The organism is Polaribacter sp. Z014, from assembly GCF_023555435.1.
GTDB lineage: Bacteria > Bacteroidota > Bacteroidia > Flavobacteriales > Flavobacteriaceae > Polaribacter.
On sequence record NZ_JALCZP010000008.1, the window covers coordinates 30,976 to 48,635 of the forward strand.

Here is a 17,660-nt window from a genome sequence, read left to right on the forward strand (position 1 = left end):
AATTACTTTAATTCTAATTTCTGTGTTTTACTATAATTCTCTCCTCTTATCTCAATAAATTTAGCAAATAATTCTTTCACCTTTTCAGTATGTTTGTCTGCTAAGTTATTTTGCTGACCTGCATCTTCTTTTAAGTTATACAACTGAAAAACATCAGCATTACCTGTTTCTATTTTCACATCTTCAATTACAGCTTGTAAACCTTTGTATGGCGGAATTAACAACCAATCCCCACTTCTTAAAGCTGTTCTAGAAGTTGCTTCTAAAATTAAATCTTGTCTTCCTTTTTCGCTTTTCCCAAATAAAACATCTAAGTGATTTTCACTATCTACTGGTGTTCCTGCAGATGCTCCAACTAACTTCCCTAAAGAAGCTAACACATCTATTTGACTTACCAATGCATCAGAAACTTTAGGTTGAATTTTTCCTGGATAAGAAACAATAAAAGGAACTCTTGTACCGCCTTCAAACAAGCTATACTTACCTCCTCTTAATCCTCCTTTAGGATCATGATTTCCTAATTTTTCTTCTGCATCATCAAAATAACCATCATTTAAAACCGGGCCATTATCACTAGAAAGAATTACAATTGTATTTTCTAAAAGACCTTCTTCTTTTAAAGTTTTCATTAACTGACCAACGGCCCAATCTGCTTCTATAATTACATCTCCTCTTGGTCCTAAACCAGAAGTTCCTACAAATCTTGGATGCGGAGTTCTTGGCACGTGTGGTTGTTGCATAGCATAATACAAGAAAAAAGGTGCTTGCTTATGTGTCTTTACATAAGCTTGTGCTTTTGTTAAAAAGTTATCAGCCATTTCTTCATCAGTCCACTTTGCAGCTTCACCACCTTTCATAAATCCAATTCTTGGAATACCGTTTACAATACTACTATTATGACCATGATGCCATTTCATTCTTAACAATTCTGGATTGTCCTTTCCTGTTGGTTCACCTTCAAAATTAGTATCATAATTTACTTCAATAGGATCACTAGGATCTAAACCAACTACATTTCCATCTTTAATATATACCGTTGGCACACGATCTTGCGTAGCCGCCATAATATAAGACTCGTCAAAACCTACTTCATTCGGTCCTGGTGAAATATGCTCATTCCAGTTTACAACGCCAGATCCTAAACCCAAATGCCATTTACCAACAATACCTGTTTGATATCCTACTTTTTTAAGCATTTTAGGTATTGTTTCTTGAGCAGTTGAAATAACCAAAGGAGCCGTTCCTGGTAAAATATGTGCATCTTTATTTCTCCAAGGATAAACCCCTGTTAACAACGCATACCTACTTGGTGTGCATGTTGCAGATGAAGCATATGCGTTTGTAAATTTAATTCCGCCATTTGCAAGCGCATCAATATTTGGTGTTTTAAATGAAGTTGCGCCGTAAGAACTTAAATCTCCGTAACCTAAATCATCTAAATAAATAACCACAATATTTGGTTTTTTACTTGTTTCTGAACTAGCTTCTTTTTTCTTTTCTGATGATTGACAACCAACCAAAAAAACGGTTAAAAAAGCGATGTAAATGTTTATTTTCATGATCCTATTTTTTTTTTAGAAAAACTACGCTTTATGTCTAATATAGAAAGTTTTCTTTTCCATGTATTGTTCAAAACCGTATTTACCATCTTCACCACCTGATCCTGATTTTTTATATCCGTTATGAAAACCTTGATGTTGTTCTCCATGACCTCTATTTACATAGATTTCTCCATACTCAAGTTCATCATTACATTTCATAATTGTATTCATATCATTGGTAAAAACCATTGCAGCTAAACCATATTCACAGTCATTTGCATACCCAATAACTTCATCAAAAGTTTTGAATTTTAATACAGGTAAAATAGGTCCGAATGATTCTTCATGAACAATAGTCATGTCTTGAGTTACATTTGTTAAAACAGTTGGCTCAAACCAAAACCCTTTGTCAAATACACCTCCTTTTGGTCTTTTACCTCCAGTAGCAAGTGTTGCTCCTTCTTCTAAACTTACCTTTACTAAATGCTCCATGTTTTTTAATTCATTGCCATTTACTTTTGGTCCCATATCGGTTTCTTCTAACATTGGGTCTCCTACTTTTATCGCTTTTACTTTAGCAATGAATTTCTCCATAAAAACATCGTAAATATCTTCTTGAATATACATACGTTCATTACAAGTACAAACTTGTCCACAGTTATCAAAACGAGAATGCAATGCCGCATCTACAGCAGCATCTATATCCGCATCTGCAAATACAATAAAAGGTGCTTTTCCTCCTAATTCTAATTGCACATGTGTTAAGTTTTCTGCAGCATTTCTTGCAATTGCTTGTCCTACTGGTGTAGAACCCGTCATAGTAACCATTTTACAAATAGGGCTTTCTACTAAAGCGTTACCCATTGCTCTTCCTGGTCCTGTTAAAATATTAATAACTCCTGCAGGAATACCTACTTTATTGGCAAGGTTTCCTAACTCTAAAGTTGATAATGGTGTTTCTGACGTTGGTTTAATTACAATCGTATTTCCTGCAACTAAAGCCGGACCTAATTTACGTCCTGCCAATGCCAATGGGAAATTCCAAGCAGTAATTGCAACAACAACTCCTCTTGGTACTTTTTGAATCCAGATTTGTTCGTTAGGATTATCCGAAGGAATAATATCTCCCTCAATTCTTCTTGCGCCTTCGCAGGCATATCTTATAAAAGAAGCGGTAACTGCAACTTCTCCTTTTGCTACTTTTAATAATTTTCCTTGCTCACTAACTAATAATGCTGCTAAATAATCTGTATTAGCATCTATTTCATCAGCTAATTTATATAACAAATCTGCACGCTCACGAGCAGGTAATTTTTTCCATTCTTTTTGCGCTTTATCCGCAGCTTCTAATGCTTCAATAGCTTCTGCTGCTGTACCATTTTGAACCCTTCCTACAATTTCTTGGGTAGATGGGCTTATGATATCGATCGTTTCTCCTGATGTAGAGGTTACCCACGCACCATTAATAAACAATTGGTATTCTTTAATTTCTGACATTTTAATAATTTTTAAAGGTTAATTTACACTGGAATTATCTACCCATCCATCCACCATCTACTAGTGTAATAGATCCGTGCATATAATCTGATGCTTTAGATGATAAGAATACTATTGGCCCAGCAAAATCTTCTGGTGTACCCCAACGACCTGCAGGAATACGTGCTAAAATAGAATCTGCACGTTCTGGATTGTTACGCAATGCTTCTGTATTATCAGTCGCAATATAACCTGGTGCAATACCATTTACATTTACTCCTTTACCAGCCCATTCGTTCGCAAATGCCATAATCATTTGTCCGATGGCTCCTTTACTAGCAGCATAACCTGGTACTGTAATTCCACCTTGGTATGTTAATAATGAAGCCGTAAATATTACTTTACCAGAACCACGAGCAATCATATCTTTACCGAATTCACGTGTTAAGATAAACTGTGAATTTTGGTTTACTTCAATCACTTTATCCCATAATTCATCTGAATGTTCTGCAGCAGGAGCTCTTAAAATTGTTCCTGCATTATTCACTAAAATATCTATTTGAGGATGATTCGCTTTTACATCGCTAATAAAAGCATACAACGCTTTTCTATCTGAAAAATCACACTGATACGCAGTAAACTTTCTACCCAAAGCAGTCACTTCTTTTTCGATAGCACTACCAGATAATTCTAAAGATGCCGAAACACCAATAATATCTGCACCAGCTTCTGCCAAAGCAATTGCCATTCCTTTTCCTATTCCTCTTTTACAACCTGTTACGATTGCTACTTTTCCTTCTAAACTGAAACTATTTAAAATACTCATTTTTTATTTTTAAAAGGCTATTAGCTTTTAGCCATTAGTATATATTGTGGTTATTTTTCTCTATATGATTTTTTTCATAATTCGAAAATCACTAGAACTAACATTTCAGCCAATAGCTAAAAGCCAATGGCTAAATGCGAATCTATAATTGACAGTCCATTAACACTTTTAATCCATCAGGATTATTGTCTATGTTTTCAAAAACTTGCTGAATGTTACTTAACGGCTGTACATCTGTTATCATGTCGATAAAAGGCAACTCGTTGGCAGTAATTAATTGGATAGATTTTTCATAATCTTCTTTTTCGTAAACACGAGCTCCGATTAATTTTAATTCTTTCCAGAAAAATTTGAATAAGTCTACTGGTTTTTTCTCACCATGAATAGCAACCATTAAAATTCGACCTCTAATTCCTGCAACTTCTGTCATTACATCTAGCGTTGGCTGAACTCCTGCAACTTCAAAAACTACATCTGCTAAACGTCCTTCCGTTTTTCCTTTTACATATTCAACTAAATCAATATCAATAGGACTTACGGCATCAAAACCTAATGCTTTTGCTTTTTCAATACGTTTAGGGTTTACTTCAGAAACAATAACCTGTGCCCCCACTTCTTTAGCCACTAAAGCAACTAATAATCCTATAGGACCACCACCTAAAACAACAGCAGTTTCTCCTTTTACCAATCCACTTAAACGAACATCATGCGTTGCCACAGATAAAGGTTCTATTAAAGCGGCTAATTTTAAATCGGTATTTTCTTTTAATTTATGTAAAACAAAACTAGGCACATTCCAATATTGCTGCATTGCCCCCTCACTGTCAATACCAATAAATTTTAATTCTTCACAAATGTGATTAAATCCTTTGTCTGATGCTTTTACTTTTCTATCATCTAACGGACGAACAACAACTTTTTCACCAACAGAAAAACCTGTTACACCTTCTCCTACTGCATCAATTACTCCAGACATTTCATGACCAATTGTAACTGGAATATCTACTCGCTTATCCATCATTCCATGATAAATATGCACATCTGTTCCACAAACACCAACATAAGCTACTTTTATTCTTACTTCTCCTTTTGCTGGTTTCTGTACTTCTTTTTCGATTACTTTAAAGGTTTTATTCCCTTCGTATTGTGTTGCTTTCATCTTATAATTTTTGTTTCAAATAAGAAACAGTTATCTTATTTGAAACAAATGTAATAAAAAAAAGCACACAAAAACACATGAAACTAATTTCATATATGAAATTAGTTTCAAAAAAATAAATTACAACAAAGTACAACCGTACTTATTATAAAACTCAATAAAATAATGGTGGCAATAAAATTTTAACCCAAGTAACCTAACTTTGTAGAAATTTCTAAAGCGTACTTAACAATTATTTCTCCCTTAACATGAAATTCTTCATGCGGTAATCTACCATGCGGTGCCGTAATCCATAATGCAGCTACAGGATAACCATGCTCATTAAATACGGGAGCTCCTAAACAGTGAATACCTTGTATATCCTCGCCATTATCAACAGCATAGCCCATTTCTTTTACTTCTTTTAATTGCTCTTTAAAAGCTACTTTAGAAACAATTGTATTTTTAGTAAACTTTGTAAAAGACATATTTTTTAAGATAGCACTCGACTCTTCCTTTGGTAAATTTGCTAATATAGACTTTCCTCCGACTGAGCTATGTAAACTAAACTGTGTACCTGGCTCTACAAATAGTTTTACAGGGAATGATGATGAGACTTGCTCTAGAATAGTACCTGTGCTACCAAGTATAACACCCAACATTACAGATTCTTTTAACTCGTCTCTTAAAGCCCGCATCACATCAATAGATACCTCTACAATACTTTGCTCATTCATAGAAGAAATACCAAGGCTTAACATCTTTCTTGATAAAGTAATTTTTTTTGTCGTTTCGTTTTTTTGCAAATAATTCTTATAAATTAAGGTACTAACAATACGAAAAGCACTGGATTTTGATAAAGATAATGATTCTATTATTTCGGCCAAAGTTAGGCCACGTGTCTTAGTTGCCAACAACTCTATTATTAACAAGCCTCGTTCTAAATTTGGTACACTATACGCAGGTTTACCAACTACTTTATCATTATTCATAAAACCTCTTCTTTAAGAACACAAAAGTAGTATTATTTATTTAACAGAAATATTCCCTCATCCTAAAGCACTAAACATTGCTTAAAAAACAGTAAACTAAAGAAGTATAAAACATTAAAAACTAAAGATTTAAAATCGGTATTAATTTATTTAAAAAAATATCAAACTACAAAATGCTCTTTCTTAAATTCTTTAGGTGTTTTCCCCACCTGCTCCTTAAAAGTTCTTAAAAAATGAGAATAATTTTCATAACCTATTTTCATAACAATGTCTTTCAAAGAGAAATCCGTTGTTATTAATAATAACATCGCTCTTTCTATGCGCATGTTTTGAATATACTTGCTTGGACTAATTCCGAATTTATTCTTAAAACTTCTAGAAAAATGATCCTTATTCATACTGCAATACTCCGCTAATAATTTTATATTTAAATTGTTATTCAAATTTTCAGAAATATAACTTAACACCTTATCTAAATTAGAATTACTAGATTTTTCTACAGTTTGATTCGCATCAATAAATTTAGATAATAAAACTTTTAAAATCCCATGCGTTTCTAAATAATTACTTGCAGTTAAATCTATATTTCGTTTTTCAAACGCAACCATTGTTCTATGATTATCATAGTATTTAGGATCATTATTTATCAAACCTCTATTGGGGTTTATAGTCAACAATCTTTCAAAACAAATAGCATCTAAACATGTTGCTTTTACTTCATAATTAAAATTTACAAAATTGTAAATAGACAAACCACTCCCTAACTCTTCGAAAAAACTGACATAATATTGCTCATGTTTTAAATCGCATTTATAACTACTATACACAAAACTGGGAATAAGATATAAATAGCCAGGTAAAAGGTGGAATTTTTTATTGTGATGATACACAAACGCTTCTCCGCTTGTAATTAAATACAACCTAGTAAACGGACTAATAACGTTATCAAAATTCCAATTATGATCTAATTTATCATAACCTGCATTTATCAATTTTAATTTTAAAGACTTATAATGATTTGCCAAGAGTTTATAAATTAAGTTGTTCTTTTCTGAATTTCGCAGGACTTAAACCTACTATTTCTTTAAATTTTTTGGAGAAATAAGACAAACTTTTCAAGCCCACTTTCTCCGCTATTTGCTCTAAAGAATCCTTCGTAGTAAGTAATAAAAACTGCGCCCTTTCTACTCTTTTTAGCTGAATGTATTTATTAGGGTTTACTTTAAATTTTGAATAAAACGATTTTGTAAAATGATCTGGACTTAAATTGCAATATGCTGCCAAAGTAGCCACCATTAATTCTTCATTTAAATGTTTTGCAATATATATTAAAACCCTATTTAAGTCACCTTTAAAAACTCCTTTATCATCCAAAACAGCAGCATTTTCAACAAATCGTGAAAGTAAAATTGCCAATATACCTTGTGTTTCAATATCGTAATTTAAATAAGCATCTTTACTACTTTTATAATTAGGTAACTTACTGTTAATGTGTGTCATAGGATTATTATCTAAAACAGCTTTATTAGGATTTAAAACAAGTAACCTTTCAAAAAAGTCGTAATCCGTAACATTTGCTTTCACTTCATATTTACACTTTTTTGTATTAAAAATAGACATCCCTAATTTTATCTCTTCAAAAAAACCTGTATAATACTGTTCATGAAAATCTTTACATTGATAATCATTATAAGTAAAACTAGGAATTAAATACATATAACCTGGTTTTAACACAAAAGTCTTCCCACCGTAAGATGCCTCTGCTTCTCCTTTTGTTACTAGAAACAACCTTACAAATGGACTTATCACATTACTAAAACGCCATGTTTCATTAAGTTTAGCTACACCTGTATGCAACATACTTAACTTTAGAAAAGGTAATAAATTATTCATACAAAAAAAGATTAAATCAAAACAAGACAATTATCATGTTAAGCCTGAAATATAGAACAAATATCGGAAATAAGCATTTTTAAGTCTGATTTAATTAAGTTAATTTTTTACTTTAATGCTAGTTTTGTGACCTATAATATTAGATTCACTAAAAGGCATGAGGTTATTTTTATTTATTATTGGACTACTACTGTTTAGTTCTTGTGGTCCAAGTTTACCGGATTCAGTAGCTGAGGAGTATAAAAAGCTTCCTAAAAAAGTTGACTTTAATCAACATGTAAAACCAATTTTATCGGATAAATGTTTTTTATGTCACGGTCCAGATAAAGGAAATATAAAAGGAGGACTACAATTACATACAGCAGAATTAGCGTATGCAGAACTTTCTGAAAGTCCTGGTAAATTTGCTATAGACCCGAAGAACTTAAAAAATAGCGAATTTTTTCATCGTATTATTACCGACGATCCTAAATTAATAATGCCAGAACCAGGCTCTCACCTAACCTTAAGTGATTATGAAAAAGCTGTTTTTGTAAAATGGATTGAAGAAGGAGCAGAATACAAAGAACATTGGGCTTTTTTAAAACCAGAATTATCGGAAATTCCTACGGTAGAACATACTGATTTTGTAGCTAGTCCTATTGATAATTTTGTGATTGCTAAATTAGAAAACTTAAAATTTTCACCTTCTAAGAAAGCAGAAAAAGACATTTTATTAAGACGAGCAACTCTAGATTTAACAGGTTTACCTCCTACCATAGAAGAAATTAACAACTTTATAAACGATTCATCTCCAAATGCATTCGAAAAACAAATAGACCGCCTTTTAGCTTCTAAAGCCTATGGAGAACATAAAACTTTAGACTGGATGGATCTTTCTCGTTATGCAGACACACACGGTTATAGTAATGACAAATACAGAGATACATCTCCTTGGAGAGATTGGGTTATTAATGCTTTTAATGAGAACATGCCGTATGACAAATTTATTACTTGGCAGCTTGCAGGTGATATGTTTGAAAACGCTACCAAAGAACAAAAACTAGCGACTACCTTTAATAGATTACATCCTCAAAACTTAGAAGGAGGTATTATTGATGAGGAATTTAGATCTGAATATGTTGCCGACAGAACAGCTACTGTAAGTCAGGGTTTAATGGGCCTTTCTTTTGAATGCGCTAAATGCCACGACCACAAATACGATCCTATTTCTCAAAAAAACTATTTCGAAATGTATAGTTTTTTTAATAATATTGATGAAACCGGTTTAATTCCTTGGGATCTTGCGACACCAGTACCAGCAATGATGTTGCCTACAGAAGAACAAGAAAAGGTATTGGCTTATTTAGAAACTCTTGTAGATGATACCGAAGAAAAAGTAGCTAAAATAAGTACAACAGAAACTGCTAAAGCAACTAAATGGATTGCTAGTAATGGCTATAAAAAAATAGCTACTAATGCAAAACCTAAAAGTTTAATTGCTGCTTTTGACTTCAATAACAAAAAACTTGTAAATACAGTTGGTGGTAACGGAAAGAACAACATCAGAATGCGTCAACAATTTGTTGATAACGAAAAAGCTATTTACACCAAAGGAGCGCATGGAAATGGACTTTCTATGAATGGTGACACTTGGTTAGAATTAGACAAAATTGGAATCTTTCAAAGAAACCAACCTTTTAGTATTGGTATACAAGTTTTTATTCCTAAAGATTTAAAAGAAGGCGTAATTTTTCATAAAATGAATAGTCCAGAACTACATAGTTTTAGAGGATATCATTTAAAAATTAAAGACAACAAACTAGAAGCACTTTTGGCTCACGTATATCCAGATAATGCCATTGTTGTTGAAACTTTAAACGAGGTTCCAAAAGAAAAATGGGTACAATTAACCTTCACGTATGATGGATCTAGTAAAGCTAATGGCGTTTCTATTTATGTAGATGGAGAAAAACAACAAACTAAAACAGAATTTGATAATTTATATAAAGACATTGTTTTTCATGGTTTGCAATTATATGGGGCCAAAAGCCCGCATTTAGAACCTGGTTTACGAATTGGTGCTGTATGGAGAGGAAAAGGTATTAAAGGTGCTACTGTTGATGATTTACTTGTGTTTAATAAAGAATTAAGCGAACTAGAAGTACTACAAATTGCCAATACAGAAACATTAAAAAGTATGAAGCAAAAAAGCAGCAAAGATTTATCTGATGCTGAAAAAGAAAAATTTGTCAATTATTATTTATCTGCAAATTCAAAACCATATACAATCGCCCTAAAACAATTAGAAAAAGACAGGCAAGTTCTAGTGGATAGTATAGACCCTATCAAACAGATAATGGTTATGAAAGAAAGCAAACATAATAGACAAACCTATATTTTAGGTAGAGGAAATTATGACAACCCTACAGATAGTGTTTTTCCAAATGTACCAGAAGATATTTTTCCGATGCCAAAAGGTGTGAAAAAAGATAGACTAGGGTTAGCTAAATGGATCACAGACAAAAACAACCCATTAACAGCCAGAGTTGCCGTAAATAGATATTGGCAAAATCTTTTTGGAACCGGACTTGTAAAAACGGCTGAAGATTTTGGAAATCAAGGAGAAATGCCAAGTCACCCAGCATTATTAGATTGGTTAGCTATTCAATTTATGGATTCTGGTTGGGATGTAAAAGCACTTCATAAAACAATTATGATGTCTAACACTTACCAACAAAGTTCTGTTATTACGGAAGAACTTTTAGCTAAAGATGGCGAAAATAAATGGCTCGCAAGAGGCCCTTCTAACAGACTGTCTGGAGAAATGCTAAGAGATAACGCATTAGCTGCTTCTGGTCTATTAAACCGAAAAATTGGAGGAGAAAGCGTAAGACCATATCAACCTAAAGGATTATGGAAAGTAAATGGAGATACCTATGTACAAGATGGTGAAGAAGGATTATACAGAAGAAGTATGTACACTATTTGGAAACGTACCATACCAAATCCTACAATTTCTATTTTTGATGCACCAACAAGAGATTTGTGTACAACACGTAGACAAAAAACAAACACACCTCTACAAGCTTTAGTTGTTTTAAATGACCCAACCTATATTGAAGCTTCTAGAGTACTAGGAAAACAAATTACAGATGCAGAAAACTTAAAAACAGGAATAACTTCTGTATTTAAAAAGTTAACCGGAAGACAAATTTCTGACAAAGAATTAACTCTATTAACAGCATTACAAAAGGAAGAATATAAAAATTTTGATAGCAATATTGAAAAAACCAAAGGTTGGCTTCAAGCAGGTGCTTTTAAAATTTCTAAAACTGATAATAAAGCATTAATAGCAGCTAATTCTGTTGTAGCTAGTACAATTATGAACGCAGATGCAACTATTACAAAACGATAAATTGTTAAACTCTAAATAAAGAAATTATGTGTAATGATCATCATAAAAAATTAACATCTAACAATAGAGATTTACAAAAGTTAGAAAGACAGCTTGATAGAAGAGCCTTTCTTAAAAAAACATCATTAGGTTTAGGAGCAATTGCTTTAGGTGGATTATTAGGTGCAGATAAAATGTTTGGGGCTACCGGTAAAAAAAGTACCGAAGAAATGATTTTAGAAACCTATAATAAAAATAGATTAGGTTTACCTCATCATTTACCAAAAGCGAAACGTATTATATATTTATTTCAAAGTGGAGGTCCTTCTCAATTAGATTTATTTGATTATAAACCTAAATTAGTAGACATGTTTGGTAAAGAATTACCTCCATCTATTATTGGCGGTCAAAGACTTACGGGAATGAGCGGTAGTCAAAGTACATTACCCGTTGCTCCTTCTACTTTTAATTTTAAACAATATGGAGAATCTAGAGCTTGGGTTAGTGATGCCATGCCCTATTTATCTGAAGTTGTAGACGATTTATGCTTTATAAAAGGAATGCAAACGGATCAAATTAATCATACGCCGGCAATTACTTTTATGCAAACAGGAAATCAATTACCTGGTAGACCTTCTATCGGTTCTTGGTTAAGTTATGGTTTAGGATCTGACAATGAAAACCTACCAACGTTTATCACCTTGGTTTCTAAAAACGGAAAAGGACAACCGCTAAAAGCTAGTTTATGGGGAAATGGATTTTTACCAACAGAACATCAAGGAGTGCAATTTAGATCTGGTAAAGATCCTGTATTGTATTTAAGTGATCCTGAAAATTACGACGGAAACGATAGAAGACATATGTTAGATTATTTAGGGAATTTAAATAATATTCAGAAAGATGCTTATGGTGACCCAGAGATTCAGGCAAGAATGGCGCAATACGAAATGGCCTTTAAAATGCAAACCTCTGTACCAGAAGTAACCGATTTATCTGATGAGCCAGAACATATTTTCGATTTGTATGGTAAAGACAGTAAAGATCCTGGTACGTATGCTGCCAATTGTTTAATGGCAAGAAAACTATTAGAAAAAGGTGTGAAATTTGTACAATTATATCACCAAGGATGGGACCAACATAACAATTGTCCGGGAGGAACAAAAAGTCAATCCAGAAAAACAGATCAAGCCAATGCTGCCTTAATAAAAGATTTAAAACAACGTGGTATGTTAGATGATACGTTAGTTGTTTGGGGTGGAGAATTTGGAAGAACAGTATACTCTCAAGGTCAATTAACAGATACAAATTATGGTAGAGATCATCACCCAAAAGCATTTACAATGTGGATGGCAGGTGCAGGTGTAAAACCGGGATTCTCTTACGGAGAAACAGACGATTTTAGTTATAATGTAACCAAAGATCCTGTACATGTGCATGATTTCCATGCAACGTTAATGCATTTATTTGGTATAGATCATGAGAAATTAACTTTTAAACACCAAGGAAGACGTTATCGATTAACAGATGTTCACGGACATGTTGTAAAAGATTTATTAACATAAAACAAAATAGATGTCTACAAGAAGAGATTTTATTAAAAAAGCTGGACTAGCAACTGCTGCTATAACTGCTGCGCCTACATTTGGTTTTCATATGATTAAAAAATCAAAAAAAGATGATGTAATTCTAGGGCATGGAGATTATCAGTATAGATTAATACGAGATTGGGCTAAAATGAGCTCCATTGAAACCCCTTTGCTTAATTGCCATGAAATGCAAATGGACAGCAAAGGCAGATTGGTGATGATTGGAGATCATCCTAAAAACAATGTGATTATTTTTGATAAATCTGGAAACGTTATAGACTCTTGGGGAACTGCATATCCTGGTGGACATGGTTTAACAATATCCGACGAAGGAGGAGATGAATACTTATTTTTAGCAGATTCTGGTTGGTTTTTAAACAAGCAAGGCGGCTGGACAAAACACAACGGTAGAATTACAAAAACGACTATGGATGGTCGTGTTGTTTTTGACATTGGACATCCACTTACTATTGGAATTTACAAACCAGGAGAATCTTTTTGCCCAACAGAAACCGCAATAGGTCCTAATGGAGATATTTATGTAGCTGATGGTTATGGAATGAGTAGAATTATTCAATACGATTATAATGGTCGCTATATTAGACATTGGGGAGGAAGTGATAATCCAGATAAAAATTATCAAATTAAAAGCGCTCATGGTGTTGCCATAGATTACAGAGATAAAGAAAACCCAATGGTGGTTGTTACCTCTAGAAGTCAGGCTTGTTTTAAGTGGTTTACCTTAGATGGAAAATATATTAAAACACTTCACCTGCCAAATATGCAAGTTTGTAGACCTGTTTTTGATGATACAAATTTATATGCTGGAGTTTGCTGGTCTCAACCAGAAGTTGGAAAAACTGACTGGAAACAACCCACAGGATTTGTAACTATTTTAGAAGGAGACAAAGTGGTTTCTAACCCAGGAGCTACTGCTCCATTATATGTAAATGGCGAGTTGCAAAAATCATATCAATTACTAGACAAACCTATCTCTCATGGTCATGATGTTTGTGTAGATAATGATAAAAACTTGTACATCTGCCAATGGAGAGCAGATAAAACACCGCCATTAAAACTAGAACGCGTATAATTTATTAGCATTTATTTTATGACTGAAACACCAGACTTTATCATCTTTCTAGGAAGATTTCATCCACTAGTGGTACATATGCCTATTGGATTTTTATTCTTTGCTTTTTTATTAGAAATCTATAGTAAATGGAAAAAAGACTCTGTATTTAATGCAGGAATTCCGCTAGCTCTTTTAACAGGAGCCGTAACTGCTGCAATTGCCTGTATTTTAGGGTATATGTTATCTTTAAGTGGTGGCTATGATGATGCCGCAATTGATTCTCATTTCTGGTTTGGAATTGCTACCACAGTTATTGCTTTTATGGCGTGGTTAATTAGAATTGATAAAATAAAAATAAGCAAACTAAACAGCGTCAAATCTAATATTGCAACACTTGCTCTGCTTGTTATTTTATTAAGTGTTACAGGACATTATGGAGGTAATCTTACCCACGGAAGTGATTATTTAACAAAATACGCTCCTTTTAAAGAGAAAGAAGAACCATTAAAACCGGTAACTAAAGTGGAAGATGCTGTTGTGTATAGCTATTTAGTAGCTCCTATTTTAGAAAACAAATGCACCAGTTGTCATAATACTGATAAAAAGAAAGGTGGTTTAATGCTGCATGATAGTATTGCTATTTTAGGTGGTGGTAAAAACGGTGCTGTTTTGGTGGCTGGAGATGCTTCCAAGTCAGAATTAATTCGTCGTGTTTTATTAAATCCGCATCATGATGACTTTATGCCTCCAAAAGGAAAAACTCCTTTAACAGAAGAAGAAATAGCTATTATAACTTATTGGATTGATAACGCAAATGCCAGTTTTTCAACTAAAATTGGAGCTATAGAATCTTCTAAAAAAACATTAGCAATTGCTACCACAATGCTAGGATTATCTAGTGATGGAAACAATGGAAATGAACTACCTAAATTAGGTGTTATAGATGAAAAAGTTTTAAATGAACTTCTATCCGAAGGTTTTACCCTAAGAGAATTAGTGTTTGGATCTAATTTATACGAAGCCGTTTTACCTTCAAATACAATTACCGTTGCTAATGCAGATTTACTTGAGGAAAAACTAAAGAAACTAGTAGGGATTAAAGATCATATTTTATGGTTATCTATTCAGGACAATAACTTAAGTGATGCCAATATAAAAGATATCAATCAGTTTAAAAATCTCCAAAAATTGAAATTGAACAGCAATCCAATTACAGATATTGGAATTTCTGAATTGAATGCCTTATCTAAATTAACAAGTATAAATCTATACAATACACAAGTTACAGAAGGTAGTTTAGGTAGTTTATCTAAATTGAAAAACTTACAAAAAATTTACGCTTGGGAAACTAAAATAACAGCAGAAAACAGCAAACCTTTCTTAAAAAAAGGAGCTTTTCAAGTAGTTTTAGGAAAAACAATAAATTAAAAAATTAGATTCCCGCTAAGGTTTATCAAAATGATATACAAAAGCGGGAATTATAGTTTTTATACTTAACAGTAAAACTTCTAAGGAACTTATTTTTTTATAACTTGATAAAGTTATCTTTTTCCGGTTGTACAGCGTACAGTAAACTTTTTATTAAACTCATAAATGGAGTAAAAGAACTTTTACTCTCTACTCCATAATTCTTATAACCTGTATTATTTATCAATAAAAAGATGGGTTCATAAATTAATTTATTTCGATTAAATTACTATTCCATAAAAAAATGCGATCCCATTTTTGGAATCGCATTTTAAATTTTAATAAAATTAAAAGCTCTCTACTTCACAATTAATTTTGCTCTCATAGAAAAAGAGTGCCCAGGAAAGGTACAAACTATCCAATATTCTCCAGGTTCACTTGGAGATTTAAAGTAAATAGTTTCATTACTTTCTGGAGGAACAGTTCCTGTATGAAATAATATTCTATCATCAAACGGAACATAATTTAGATCGGAACCTTCAAGCCCTAAACTAAGCGCCAACTCCCCTATTTTAAGAGGCGTTTCTTTACCTGGTTTGGTTATAACAACATTGTGTATCATATCATCATTATTATTCAGAGTTAATTCAATATTACTATTTCTATTGATTGTAATCTCTTCAGTATCGTATTTTAACCCAGGAATGGTACCTATAACAACTTTCTCATCTGCACCACGTTCTCCCCAAGAAGACGGCATTGTGTTAACGCGTTTAGGTTGTTTTATTGTTTTCTTTGATGTTTTTGACATCTGCATTTGTGGCGATTTTAACTCACCTCCTGGAACTTCGTTTAAAGTATAATATCCGGTATTATGCAATAATAATTCTCCTGAAGCAGATGTTAACTTCGGAATTTCTATTTGATGAATATACCCCAATCGCATTCCATGAATTGTTAATTTCACTTTTAAACCATCCGCAGAAATAACTGCTTTATGTATCATAGATTTTTGAGCATCTACAATAGGACTTCCATATTCTTTATGATAACCATACGTAAAAGTCGACATTTTGTAGTTTGACAAATCTTGCGCCATTTTTTTGTTGATGGGCTTTGTAAATTCTAATTCAAAACCATCATTTAACGCTTTCATTTTTTTTATTTCAAACGGAGTTTTTCCTGTCCAAACTAAACGTTGTAAACCATAAGATTTTCTTCCTGTTGATGACCATCCTCTACTTGTCATACCTACAAACATATTAGAATCATCGCCCCAAATCATTCTTAAAACACCCGAAGAGAAATTTTCTTTAAATAGAAAAGAAGCTCCTTGATACACGCCATTTACTTTTTCCATAAATACACGCACAACTTTACTATGTCCTTGATCTCCCACAAACATTTGACCTGCAAAAGGTCCAAACTTTCCGTTAGTTGTATCATACAAAATATCTGAAGTAGAAATGCCTTGAATGGTATGAGGAAACCATATTGCAGGTGCTTTTACTTCTTTTTTTATTTTTGCATATTCATAAAGTGTCACACCTTCATCAGGATTTAAATCTTCTGGCTTCATAGAAAGTGGAGATAATTTATCCCCTGTCCATTGTAAACTCATTGGATTTCCACCTGCAAAATCTCCTTTTTCAATATGTGTCATACGTCCAGAACCAACCCATTCACCTTGGTTTTCAGTATAAAATATATCGCCATTGGCATTCACATCAAAACCTGCGGGAGATCTTAAACCTGCTGCTAATGGTGTCATTTTTCCTTCTGGTGTTATTCTTATCAACCAACCTCTCCATTTTGCCATACTTAAAGCATCTCCCATATAAGTTGCATTTAAGGTGAGTATCATGTCTCCATTGTTATCAAATTTAGGTCCGTAAGAATATTCGTGATAATTACCAGATAATGGCCATGAGAAAACAGTTTTGTAATAATCTGCAACTCCATTTTTATCTTCGTCTTCTAATCTTGTTAACTCGCTACGTTGGGTAGCGTAAAACCCATTATCTTTATAAGCCAAACCTAAAATTTCATGCATTCCTTTGGCAAATAACTTATAGGTTGGTTTTTTAGCGTTCGGATTATCCAGCACCCAAACTTCACCTCTTCTTGTAGAAACACCTAATTTACCATCATCGGTTAATGCCAATCCTCCAACTTCTAAAACTATGTCTTTAGGAATAGGAACATCTACTATTTTATAATAGTCTAATTCTTTTTGAGCAAGTGCTTTGTTTACAATTTTACCTTTTTTCTGAGCGATTCCTACTTGACTTGCAAAAAGCAACACTACAACAGCTAATATTTTATATAAAGTCTTCATTTTTTTTTAGAT

The 17,660-nt window shown here is 32.9% G+C and carries 12 protein-coding genes; 4 read left to right on the forward strand and 8 right to left on the reverse strand.

The features are described from left to right. Nucleotides 1–2: 2 nt before the first annotated feature. The 7 genes from MPF19_RS11040 to MPF19_RS11070 form a co-directional block, all read right to left on the reverse strand. Nucleotides 3–1,559: a sulfatase family protein gene (locus MPF19_RS11040; protein WP_203393838.1), complete on the reverse strand. Its 1,557-nt coding sequence runs from the start codon at nt 1,557–1,559 to the stop codon at nt 3–5. A 24-nt stretch (nt 1,560–1,583) separates the two neighbouring features. Then, nucleotides 1,584–3,038, reverse strand: a complete 1,455-nt coding sequence (gene aldA / locus MPF19_RS11045) for an aldehyde dehydrogenase (protein ID WP_284041483.1) — start codon at nt 3,036–3,038, stop codon at nt 1,584–1,586. Between the two features lie 34 nt (nt 3,039–3,072). Beyond that, nucleotides 3,073–3,837 (reverse strand): SDR family NAD(P)-dependent oxidoreductase, encoded by a 765-nt coding sequence (locus MPF19_RS11050; RefSeq protein WP_203393860.1) that lies wholly within the window; start codon nt 3,835–3,837, stop codon nt 3,073–3,075. A 148-nt stretch (nt 3,838–3,985) separates the two neighbouring features. Then, nucleotides 3,986–5,002, reverse strand: coding sequence for a zinc-dependent alcohol dehydrogenase (locus MPF19_RS11055; protein WP_203393837.1), 1,017 nt, complete (start codon nt 5,000–5,002; stop codon nt 3,986–3,988). A gap of 182 nt (nt 5,003–5,184) precedes the next feature. Next, complete coding sequence (locus MPF19_RS11060; protein WP_249988275.1) at nt 5,185–5,973, reverse strand: IclR family transcriptional regulator; 789 nt, start codon at nt 5,971–5,973, stop codon at nt 5,185–5,187. Between the two features lie 161 nt (nt 5,974–6,134). Beyond that, the gene (locus MPF19_RS11065; protein ID WP_203393835.1) at nt 6,135–6,998 is read right to left on the reverse strand and encodes a helix-turn-helix domain-containing protein; all 864 of its coding nucleotides are present in this window, start codon (nt 6,996–6,998) and stop codon (nt 6,135–6,137) included. 4 nt (nt 6,999–7,002) lie between these two features. After that, nucleotides 7,003–7,866, reverse strand: a complete 864-nt coding sequence (locus MPF19_RS11070; RefSeq protein WP_249988276.1) for a helix-turn-helix domain-containing protein — start codon at nt 7,864–7,866, stop codon at nt 7,003–7,005. A gap of 157 nt (nt 7,867–8,023) precedes the next feature. Between MPF19_RS11070 and MPF19_RS11075 the strand changes: the two genes are divergently transcribed. Genes MPF19_RS11075 through MPF19_RS11090 form a run of 4 tightly spaced genes read left to right on the forward strand, consistent with a single transcriptional unit; the run spans nt 8,024 to nt 15,331 of the window. After that, complete coding sequence (locus tag MPF19_RS11075; RefSeq protein WP_249988277.1) at nt 8,024–11,263, forward strand: DUF1553 domain-containing protein; 3,240 nt, start codon at nt 8,024–8,026, stop codon at nt 11,261–11,263. A gap of 26 nt (nt 11,264–11,289) precedes the next feature. After that, nucleotides 11,290–12,804 (forward strand): DUF1501 domain-containing protein, encoded by a 1,515-nt coding sequence (locus MPF19_RS11080; protein WP_203393832.1) that lies wholly within the window; start codon nt 11,290–11,292, stop codon nt 12,802–12,804. Between the two features lie 10 nt (nt 12,805–12,814). Continuing rightward, complete coding sequence (locus tag MPF19_RS11085) at nt 12,815–13,921, forward strand: twin-arginine translocation signal domain-containing protein (RefSeq protein WP_249988278.1); 1,107 nt, start codon at nt 12,815–12,817, stop codon at nt 13,919–13,921. 18 nt (nt 13,922–13,939) lie between these two features. Continuing rightward, nucleotides 13,940–15,331 carry a c-type cytochrome domain-containing protein gene (locus tag MPF19_RS11090; RefSeq protein WP_249988279.1) on the forward strand — a complete coding sequence of 464 codons (1,392 nt, stop codon included), beginning with the start codon at nt 13,940–13,942 and terminating at the stop codon, nt 15,329–15,331. A 337-nt stretch (nt 15,332–15,668) separates the two neighbouring features. Here the strand turns inward: MPF19_RS11090 and MPF19_RS11095 are convergent, their stop codons facing one another. After that, on the reverse strand, nt 15,669–17,648 hold the full coding sequence (locus MPF19_RS11095) for a plastocyanin/azurin family copper-binding protein (RefSeq protein WP_249988280.1): 1,980 nt from the start codon (nt 17,646–17,648) through the stop codon (nt 15,669–15,671). Between the last annotated feature and the right edge of the window lie 12 nt (nt 17,649–17,660).